This is a genomic window from uncultured Caballeronia sp. (assembly GCF_964243625.1).
In the GTDB taxonomy this organism is placed as follows: domain Bacteria; phylum Pseudomonadota; class Gammaproteobacteria; order Burkholderiales; family Burkholderiaceae; genus Caballeronia.
This window is the reverse complement of the sequence record NZ_CAXTGZ010000208.1, coordinates 1-9,513: the sequence shown is the minus strand read 5'-3', so window position 1 is coordinate 9,513 and position 9,513 is coordinate 1. Positions and strand designations below refer to the sequence as shown.

At 61.7% G+C, this 9,513-nt stretch carries 8 protein-coding genes; 1 reads left to right on the top strand and 7 read right to left on the bottom strand.

What is annotated here, in order from left to right; all coding sequences use genetic code 11:
* From ACFFAR_RS15710 to cadR, 7 genes are all read right to left on the bottom strand, one after another.
* Positions 1–856, bottom strand: an 856-nt coding sequence (locus tag ACFFAR_RS15710) for a Gfo/Idh/MocA family protein (RefSeq protein WP_375508094.1), incomplete at its 3' end; no start/stop codon positions are given.
* Between the two features lie 60 nt (positions 857–916).
* On the bottom strand, positions 917–2,659 hold the full coding sequence (locus ACFFAR_RS15705) for a dihydroxy-acid dehydratase (protein ID WP_174363132.1): 1,743 nt from the start codon (positions 2,657–2,659) through the stop codon (positions 917–919).
* Positions 2,660–2,752: 93 nt separating this feature from the next.
* Positions 2,753–3,850 carry a galactofuranose ABC transporter, permease protein YjfF gene (gene yjfF / locus ACFFAR_RS15700; RefSeq protein WP_174363131.1) on the bottom strand — a complete coding sequence of 366 codons (1,098 nt, stop codon included), beginning with the start codon at positions 3,848–3,850 and terminating at the stop codon, positions 2,753–2,755.
* A complete protein-coding gene (locus ACFFAR_RS15695; RefSeq protein ID WP_174363130.1) occupies positions 3,847–4,884 on the bottom strand; it encodes an ABC transporter permease in 1,038 nt (345 codons plus the stop codon). The genes yjfF and ACFFAR_RS15695 overlap by 4 nt, the downstream gene beginning before the upstream one ends.
* Positions 4,881–6,395 (bottom strand): ATP-binding cassette domain-containing protein, encoded by a 1,515-nt coding sequence (locus ACFFAR_RS15690; protein WP_174363129.1) that lies wholly within the window; start codon positions 6,393–6,395, stop codon positions 4,881–4,883. The genes ACFFAR_RS15695 and ACFFAR_RS15690 overlap by 4 nt, the downstream gene beginning before the upstream one ends.
* Before the next feature lie 13 nt (positions 6,396–6,408).
* Positions 6,409–7,377, bottom strand: coding sequence for an ABC transporter substrate-binding protein (locus ACFFAR_RS15685; protein ID WP_062001554.1), 969 nt, complete (start codon positions 7,375–7,377; stop codon positions 6,409–6,411).
* 212 nt (positions 7,378–7,589) lie between these two features.
* Complete coding sequence (gene cadR, locus ACFFAR_RS15680) at positions 7,590–8,021, bottom strand: Cd(II)/Pb(II)-responsive transcriptional regulator (protein ID WP_174363128.1); 432 nt, start codon at positions 8,019–8,021, stop codon at positions 7,590–7,592.
* A gap of 78 nt (positions 8,022–8,099) precedes the next feature.
* On the opposite strand from cadR, the gene ACFFAR_RS15675 reads away from it, so the two are divergent.
* Positions 8,100–9,513 (top strand): heavy metal translocating P-type ATPase (locus ACFFAR_RS15675; protein WP_375508093.1); only part of this gene is annotated, 1,414 nt, incomplete at its 3' end.

Sequence of the window (9,513 nt, the reverse complement as noted above, 5' to 3'; positions counted from 1 at the left end):
CGCTTGAACCCGTCGAGATCAACTCGAAGAACCGGTCATAGAGGCTCGGATATTCCCGCTCCTTGCCGATATCCTTCACCTCTTCATCGATCTTCAAGAACTTCCCGCCCTGCGCGAGATGCAAGACGCCACTGCGGGTCGTCACCTCGATCTGCCACAACTCTTCCGGACCAAACCGCCAGTCGAATTCAGCGCGGATCGGCGTGCCGAGCGCATCGCTGAAATCGAGGTTTGCGGCGATCGGATTGTCCCTGTTGGCCGGAACGAACAACTCCGCCGACTTCAAGAAGAACGCATGCGGCAAGATTCGCGTGACGATGGACAACGCGTTGATGCCCGGATCGAACACGCCCAGTCCACCCGGCTGCCAGATCCAGTCCTGCCCCGGATGCCAGCGGCGCACATCCTCTTTCCACAAGACGTTGACCGATGTGATCGTCTTGTCCGCAAGCCATGCGCGCGCAGTTTCAACGCCCGGCGCATGACGGGAATGCCAGGTCGCGAACAGCGTGCATTGCTTTTCCCGCGCCAGGGCAGCCAGCACCTGAACTTCGGTCACGCTCGCACCCGGCGGTTTTTCGAGCATCACGTGCTTGCCCGCTTCGAGCGCCGCGCGTGCCTGCGCAAACCGCACTTGCGGCGGCGCGCACAGCGACACGGCCTGCAATTGCGGTTCGGCTTTCAGCATCTCCTCGACATTCTGATAGTTGTTGACCCCGTCGATCCGCGCATTCCTGCTCGCGCCGGCAATGAGCCTGTACCCCGGATTCCCGGCTATAGCAGGTAAATGCTGATCGCGAGCGATCTTGCCGACGCCGGCAATGCCTATTGCGACCTGTGCAACTTGCTCTGTCATGGATGGACCTTAAAGATATCGTCGTTGATCTGGTGCGTGCAACGCGCCGCCAATCCAGGCTTAATGCGAATGCCGCGGCACATCGGCACCCCGACATCCTACGAGAAAATCGAAATCGCAGCCCTGATCGGCTTGCAGAACATGATCGACGTAGAGCTTCCGATACCCGCTCGTATCCGCCGGCGTGACGGTCTGCGCTTCCGCCCAGTCGGCGAGACGCGCGATGAGTTCGGTCTCGCTGACGTCGAGGTGCAGGGTGCCGCCCATGCAGTCGAGTTCGATCCAGTCTCCGTCCCTCACCACCGCAAGCGGGCCACCCGCACGCGCTTCGGGCGCCACGTGCAGCACGACGGTGCCGTACGCCGTGCCGCTCATCCGTGCGTCCGAGATGCGCACCATATCGGTCACGCCTTGTGCCAGCAGCTTCGGCGGCAAACCCATGTTGCCGACTTCCGCCATGCCCGGATAACCTTTCGGGCCGCAGTTCTTCAGCACGAGAACAGAGTCCTTCGTGACATCGAGTTCGGGGTCGCCAATGCGCGCCTTGTAGTGATCGAAGTTCTCGAACACGACCGCGCGGCCGCGATGCTTGAGCAATTCGGGCGTCGCGGCCGACGGCTTCACCACGGCGCCATTCGGCGCAAGGTTGCCGCGCACGATGCACAAACCACCATCGGCGACGAGCGGGTTATCGAGCGGCCGGATGACCTCTTCGTTGTAAATGGGCGCCTCTCTCGTGTTCTCCCACAGCGACTGGCCGTTCGCGGTGAGCGCATCGGGATGCGGCAGCAAGCCCGCTTCGCCAAGCCGCCGGATCACGCCCGGCAAGCCGCCCGCGTAATAAAACTCTTCCATCAGGAAGCGGCCGGAAGGCTGCAGATCGACCAGCGTCGGCGTACCGCGGCCGATGCGCGTCCAGTCATCGAGTTCGAGATTCACACCAATGCGACCCGCGATCGCCTTCAAATGAATCGCCGCATTCGTCGATCCGCCGATCGCCGCATTCACGCGGATCGCGTTCTCGAACGCTTCTTTCGTCAGCAGCTTCGACAACCGCACGTCCTGCAACGCCATCTCCACAATGCGCATGCCCGACATGTGCGCGAGCACATAGCGCCTGGCATCGACGGCTGGAATTGCCGCGTTGTGGGGCAGCGTGACGCCAAGTGCCTCGGCCATGCAGGCCATGGTGGACGCCGTGCCCATGGTGTTGCAGGTGCCGGCCGAGCGCGACATGCCCGCTTCCGCCGACATGAATTCGTGCAGCGTGATCTTGCCCGCCTTGACCTGCTCGCTGAGCTGCCACACGACCGTGCCCGAACCGATGTCGCGGCCATGATGCTTGCCGTTGAGCATCGGTCCGCCGCTTACCGCGATGGCCGGCACGTCGCAACTCGCCGCGCCCATCAGCAACGCGGGCGTGGTTTTATCGCAGCCGACGAGCAGCACGACAGCATCCACCGGATTGCCGCGGATCGATTCCTCGACGTCCATGCTGGCGAGGTTGCGCGTGAACATCGCGGTCGGGCGCAGATTGGATTCGCCGTTCGAGAACACCGGGAACTCAACCGGGAAACCACCCGCTTCGAACACGCCGCGCTTTACATGCTCCGCGAGCTTCCTGAAATGCGCATTGCACGGCGTGAGTTCGGACCACGTGTTGCAAATGCCGATGATCGGCTTGCCCTGGAATTCATGATCGGGAATGCCCTGGTTTTTCATCCAGCTTCGGTACATGAAGCCATTCTTGTCGGCCGTGCCGAACCATTGGGCGGAGCGCAGCGGGCGTTTTGCGTCTGACATCGATTTTTCCTTGACCGTTTCTATTACTATTCAAAGCTTCATTCGCCCGAACGCACCGCGCGTCCGGAGCCGTTTTTCATGTCGATAGCTGCGTCAGCTCCGCGACCCGAGCGCAGCGGGATCGGCTTTGGTCGCGTCGTCGTGTTGCCGTGTTGCCCGCCACCTGAGCTTCAGCTTTGATCCCGCCCGTTCACCCGACGCCGTTCCATCCGACTTGCGCCGGGCCGCATGCCGTTCGATCAGGCGCTGCAACAGGCAGAACGCACACAAAAGCGCGCCAATCACAATGCGGGTCCACCACGAACTGAGCGTGCCATCGAACGTGATCAGCGTCTGGATGGTTCCGAGAATGCCGACGCCGAACACCGATCCAATCACATAGCCCACCCCGCCCGTGAGCAAGGTTCCGCCGATGACCGTGGCGGCAATCGCATCGAGCTCCATGCCCTGCCCTTGCAAGCCGTATCCCGAGAGCACGTACAGCGTGAACACCACGCCGCCGAGCGCCGAGCAAAATCCGCTCAGCGCATACACGCCGACCTTCGTGCGTGCCACGGGCAATCCCATCAGCAATGCCGAACGTTCGTTGCCGCCGACCGCATAGACGTTACGCCCGAAACGTGTGAAATGCGCGACGAAGATGGCAAGCACAAGCGTTGCAATGGCGATCAGGCCGCCGGCCGTGAGCGAAGCACCGTGTATATCGATGTGAAAACCCGACAGCGCGTGAAAGCTCGGGTCGTTGATGGTGATCGATTGCGTGGTGATCAGGAAACACGCGCCGCGCGCGAGGAACATGCCCGCCAGCGTGACGATGAACGGCTGCAGCCTGAAGAAGTGGATGAGCGCGCCCATGGCCGCTCCGTACAACGCGCCGAAGACAAGCACGAGCGGCACGATGACCCATATGGACCAATGCAGGCGTTCGGCGAAGACGGCGCAGAAAATCGTCGTCAACGCCACCACCGATCCCACCGACAAGTCGATGCCGCCCGACACGATCACAAAGGTCATGCCAATTGCGACGATCAGGAGAAAGGCGTTGTCAACGAGCAGGCCCAGGAGCACTTGCAGCGAGAAAAACCCGGTGTACATCACAGAGCCAAAACCGAACAGCGCAACGAACAGAACGATGGTGACGACGATTGGCAACGTGCGCGGATCGACCAGGCGATCAAGGAAATTCCTCATTTGGCGGCCTCTGCAAGGGGCTTCCTGGCAACGTGGGGAAAGGCGCGGCCGAGTTGCCGCATGATCACCGTACGAGCGCTGGCGGACTGGATCACGCTGACCACCAGCACCACCGCGGCCTTTACAACGAGCGTAGCTTCAGGCGGCACGCCTATCGAATACGTGGTGTACGTGAGCGTCTGGATGATCAGTGCGCCGAGCACAGTGCCGGCAAGGCTGAACTTGCCGCCGAGCAGCGACGTGCCGCCAAGCGTGACGGCGAGGATCGCATCGAGTTCGAGCAACAGGCCCGCATTGTTGCCGTCGGCGCTGCGCACGTTCGAGCTGATCAGGATTCCCGCAATAGCCGCCGTGAGACCGGAGAACGTATAGACCCCGAACACGATCGCGCTCGAACGCAAGCCAACGAGTTTCGTCGCTACCGGATTGATGCCGATCGCGCGGATGAACATGCCGAGCGCCGTGCGGTTCATGAGCAGCGCGGTCCCGGCAATCGCGGCCACCGCAACCCACACGGAGCACGGTATGCGCGCCAGATAACCGCCGCCGACCACCAGATACCCGGGCGCCCCGATGGGAATGATCTGGCCGCCCGTGAGCAGCTGCGCGACGCCCCGCCCGGCCACCATCAGGATCAGCGTCGCGATGATCGGCTGCATGCCGACAAACGCCACGAGCACGCCATTCCACATGCCGGCAAGCACGCCCACGACGAGGGCAGCGGCAAGTGCTTCAGCCACATTCGCGGGATTGTCGGCGAGGATGCTCGCGGCCGCCGCGCCCGCGATGGCGACGACAGCGCCTACGGAGATATCGATGCCGCGTGTCGCGATCACGAGCGTCATGCCGAGGGACACCAGCACGAGCGGCGCCGCACGATTGAGGATATCGATGGGCGCGCCGAACCAGTGGCCATCGAGTACGGAAATCGAGAGGAAATGCGCGTTCTGGCTCAGGTCGAGCAGAATCAGCAACACGAGCGTGAGAGCCGGCCATACGAGAGGATGTTGCAACGCTGCCTTGATCGGGTTCACTGGCTGCCTCCTGCTATCAACCGGTACACCTGGTCTTCCGACGTCGCGTGCCCCTCGACTTCCGCCACCTTGCGCCGGTCGCGCAGCACCGCGATCCGGTGGCTCACGCGCACCACTTCGTTCACCTCCGAGGAGATGAACACAATGCCAAGGCCTTTCGCGCACAGCGCCAGCACACGATCCATGATTTCGAATTTGGCTGCAACGTCGATACCGCGCGTGGGTTCATCGAGAATCAGCATCTTCGGCTCGGTCGCAAGCCAGCGCGCGAGCAGCACCTTCTGCTGGTTCCCGCCAGAGAGAAGTCCGATTGGCTGCTCTGCGTCGCGCGCCTTGATGCCAAGCCGCCCGATATAGTCATCGGCTATTTCGCGTTGTCTCGTCTTGCCTAAAACGCGCCACCAGCCGCGTTGCACCTGCAGCGCAAGCACGATGTTCTCCCGTATGGAAAGCTCCGCAACAATGCCTTCCTTTTTCCTGTCCTCGGGGCAATACCCCACGCCGCGGCGCACGGCATCGCGAGGCGAGCGAAGTTTCACTGCCTTCCCGCCGATGGACATGCTGCCCGCGTCCGAACGCTCAGCGCCAAAAAGCAGGCGCGCGGTCTCAGTGCGGCCGGACCCGAGCAGGCCCGCGAGGCCGAGGATCTGGCCGGGCTGCACATCTATATCGATGGGATTCATCACGCCACGCCGGCCGCTGCCGCGCATGGTGAAGAACGGCGGCACCAGACTCTTCTTTGCCGGCGGTTCGTCAGCCGCGCGTTTCAGGCGCTCGGTCATGCGTTCATGGCCCACCATCTTCGAAACCAGCAGTTCCACCGGCAGATCGCGGGCCAGATATTCGCCTTCACGCTCGCCATTGCGCATGACCGTGATGCGGTCCGAGACCGCGTAGGTCTGCTCGAGAAAATGCGTGACAAAGAGGATCGCGATGCCCGATTGCTTGAGCTTCTGCAGCACGCCGAAAAGCCGCGCGACTTCTCCTTCGTCGAGGCTCGACGTGGGTTCATCGAGAATCAGCACACGCGCATCCACCGATACCGCTCGCGCGATCGCAACCATCTGCTGCACCGCGATCGGGTAGGTATCGAGTGACTTGGTCACATCGAGATACACGTTCAGGTCGGCCAGCGCCGCCTCGGCACGCGCACGAATGGTCTTCCAGTCGATCGCGCCATGCCGTTTCGGCTGCCGTCCGGCAAACACGTTTTCGGCGACGGACAGATTCGGACACAGGTTCACTTCCTGATACAGCGTCCTGATTCCAGCCGCTTCCGCATGGAGCGGCGTTGCGAAACTGACCGCGTCGCCACCCAGCCGGATCTCGCCGGCGTCGTGCGCGTGGACGCCGGTGAGTACGTTGATGAGCGTCGACTTGCCGGCGCCGTTCTGACCCATCAGCGTATGGATCTCGCCGGGCAACAACCGGAAGTCCACGTTCTGCAGCGCCTTGACGCCCGGGAACGACTTCGAGATACCGATGGTTTCAAGGATGGGCGAAGCGATCATGGAGTCTCGCCGCTCAGTATTTACGCTGCGGCAGGATCTGCGCCGCGACGCTCATGGGGAACACGGTTTCGTCCGTGACGATGCGCTTGGGCAACTCCTTGCCCGCCACCACTTCTTTCACCGCGGTCATGAGTTGCGGGCCGAGCAGCGGACTGCATTCGACGTCCACATTGATCTTGCCGGCCACCATGGCTTCGAAGCCGCCCTTGGTGGCGTCGAACGAGACCACGCTCACGTCCTTGCCCGGCTTGACGCCGGCTTCTTCCATGGCCTGGATCGCACCGAGCGCCATGTCGTCGTTATGCGCGTAGACCACGTTGATCTGCTTGCCGTAAGTCTTGATGAAAGCTTCCATGACCTGCTTGCCGCCGGCCAGCGTGAAGTCGCCGCTTTGCGAAGCGATGACCTTGAACTTTGGATCGTTCTTGATGACTTCCAGCAGCCCGGCACGACGGTCATTTGCGGGCGCGGAGCCGACCGTGCCCTGCAACTCGGCAATGTTGATCGGACCGGCTTCGTTCTTGTAGCGCTCTTCGAGCCATTTGCCCGCGCGCCGGCCTTCTTCCAGGAAGTCCGAACCGATCATGGTGACGTACAGGGACTTATCCTTCACGTCGATATTACGGTCAGTGAGGATCACTGGAATCTTCGCGGTTTTCGCTTCGATAAGCACCGGTTCCCAGCCGGATTCGACCACCGGCGAAAACGCGATCACATCGACTTTCTGGGCGATATAAGAACGGATCGCCTTGATCTGGTTTTCCTGTTTCTGCTGGGCATCGGAGAATTTGAGATTGATGCCGGCATCCTTGGCCGCGCTTTTGACCGATACGGTATTGGCGGTGCGCCATGCGCTCTCGGCGCCCACTTGCGAAAAGCCCAGGGTGATTTTCTTGTCGTCGGCCTGGGCGTTCAGGCTTGCGCCCAGCAATAGCGCAGAACCAAGCAGCGCACCAATGGCTGCGCGTCGAGCATGTCTCATGGTTGTCTCCGATTTATTTGTGTTTGTAATCGGTACTGCCGCGCTTCTTTGCCGCTCATGCGGGATGGGCGGTCATTGGACTCAGGACGTACCGGAACGAAGCGTAGCGCCGGGGTGCATGGCGGTCCAATCAGTTATTTGGCATTTGCGATACCAGGAATGGTATGGCGGAGGGGTGGTGGCCGAGCGGCGGAACGATCCGTGTGCCCGCTTTATCCGATGTGCGAATGTTTCACGCGCGCAGGCGAGACTTCCATGGTCGTCAGTTCCTGGACGATGCCGCAATCACCCACGGCTTGTTCCACCGCGCAACGACTTCGCAGACTGGTCAGTTGCGCCTTCAACTGCTGCAATTCCTCGATCCGGTGATCGACGTGCGAGATGTGTTCATCGACCAGTGCGTTGATGGCTCCGCACTGCTCCGCCGGCTTGTCCGTCAGTCCCAGCAGGGCCCTGATCTCGTCATGCGCCATGTCGAGCGCCCGGCAATTCCTGATAAAACGCAGCCGCTCGACGTGGACAGCCGAGTAATCCCGATAATTCCCGCCCGTGCGCTCGGCATCGGGCATCAGGCCTTCTTTCTCATAAAAACGGATCGTTTCCGTCGTGCAACGTGCGCTTTTGGCGAGTTCTCCGATTTTCATGCGACCTCCGTGTTAGCGCTTGACCTTGAAGTAGCTTCAAGGTGTCTACTAGAACACAAATCCAGTCAGGAAGCCACGATGTCCGATACAACCAAAGACCCAGCACATGCGGAGCACGACCACCATGAGCACCACGGGCACGACCATGCAGAACACGACCACGCAAGCCATGCTCATGAAGGGCACGGTCACGCCCATACAGATTCCTGCTGCGCGTCCGCCTCTTCCGCGACCATGGCAAGTCTCTCCGGAGCGCAACGCGTCGGCAGCAACATCCGCACGCCGATCCGGATCATGCAGATGGATTGCCCGACCGAAGAGACGCTCATCCGCAAGAAGCTCGGTGGTATGCCATCCGTCAAAGGCATGGAATTCAATCTCATGCAGCGGGTCCTGACGATCGAGCACACCCCTGATTCCCTCGATACCGTCGCAGACGCAATCCGCTCGCTCGGCTTCACGCCGGAAATGCCGGACTCGGCCGGCAAGCTCGATGCATCGATTGCCGAAACTCCGAAACCATGGTGGCCGCTTGCGCTTGCCGGCGCTGCCGCCATCGGCTCGGAAGCGGCGAGCTGGCTTGGCGCCTCGACGTGGCTGTCGGCGGCGCTGGCGATCATCGCCGTGCTCGCCTGCGGTGTGACCACCTACAAGAAGGGCTGGGTTGCGCTTTCCAACGGCAACCTCAATATCAACGCGCTGATGAGCATTGCCGTGACCGGCGCGCTGGTTCTACGGCAATGGCCCGAAGCGGCCATGGTCATGGTCCTCTTCACGGTTGCCGAGCTCATCGAAGCGAAATCGCTCGATCGCGCGCGCAACGCCATTCAAGGACTCATGCAACTCACGCCTGAAACGGCGACCGTGCGTCAGGCGGACGGCACGTGGGCCGATGTCGATGCAAAGTCAGTATCTGTCGGATCGGTAATTCGCATCAAACCCGGCGAGCGTATCGGTCTGGATGGCACCGTGCTTGCCGGCCGTTCGACGGTCAATCAGGCGCCGATCACCGGCGAAAGCCTTCCCGTCGATAAAACCGAGGGCGACGCGGTCTTCGCCGGCACCATCAACGAAGCAGGATCGCTCGAGTTCGCGGTGACGGCCGTCGCTGGCAAGACGACGCTCGCGCGCATCATCCATGCGGTCGAAGAAGCGCAAGGCGCAAAGGCGCCGACGCAAAGGTTTGTCGACCAGTTCGCTCGGGTCTATACCCCGATCGTGTTCGCAATCGCACTCGCTGTGGCGATCCTCCCGCCGCTTCTCGCGGGCGGAAGCTGGCACGACTGGATCTATAAGGCACTCGTCCTGCTCGTGATCGCGTGCCCCTGCGCGCTCGTCATCTCGACTCCGGTGACGATCGTGAGCGGCCTTGCCGCGGCGGCGCGCAAAGGCATCCTGGTCAAGGGCGGCGTGTATCTTGAAGAAGGCCGAAAGCTCGCGTGGCTCGCACTCGACAAGACCGGCACCATCACGCACGGCAAGCCCGTACAAA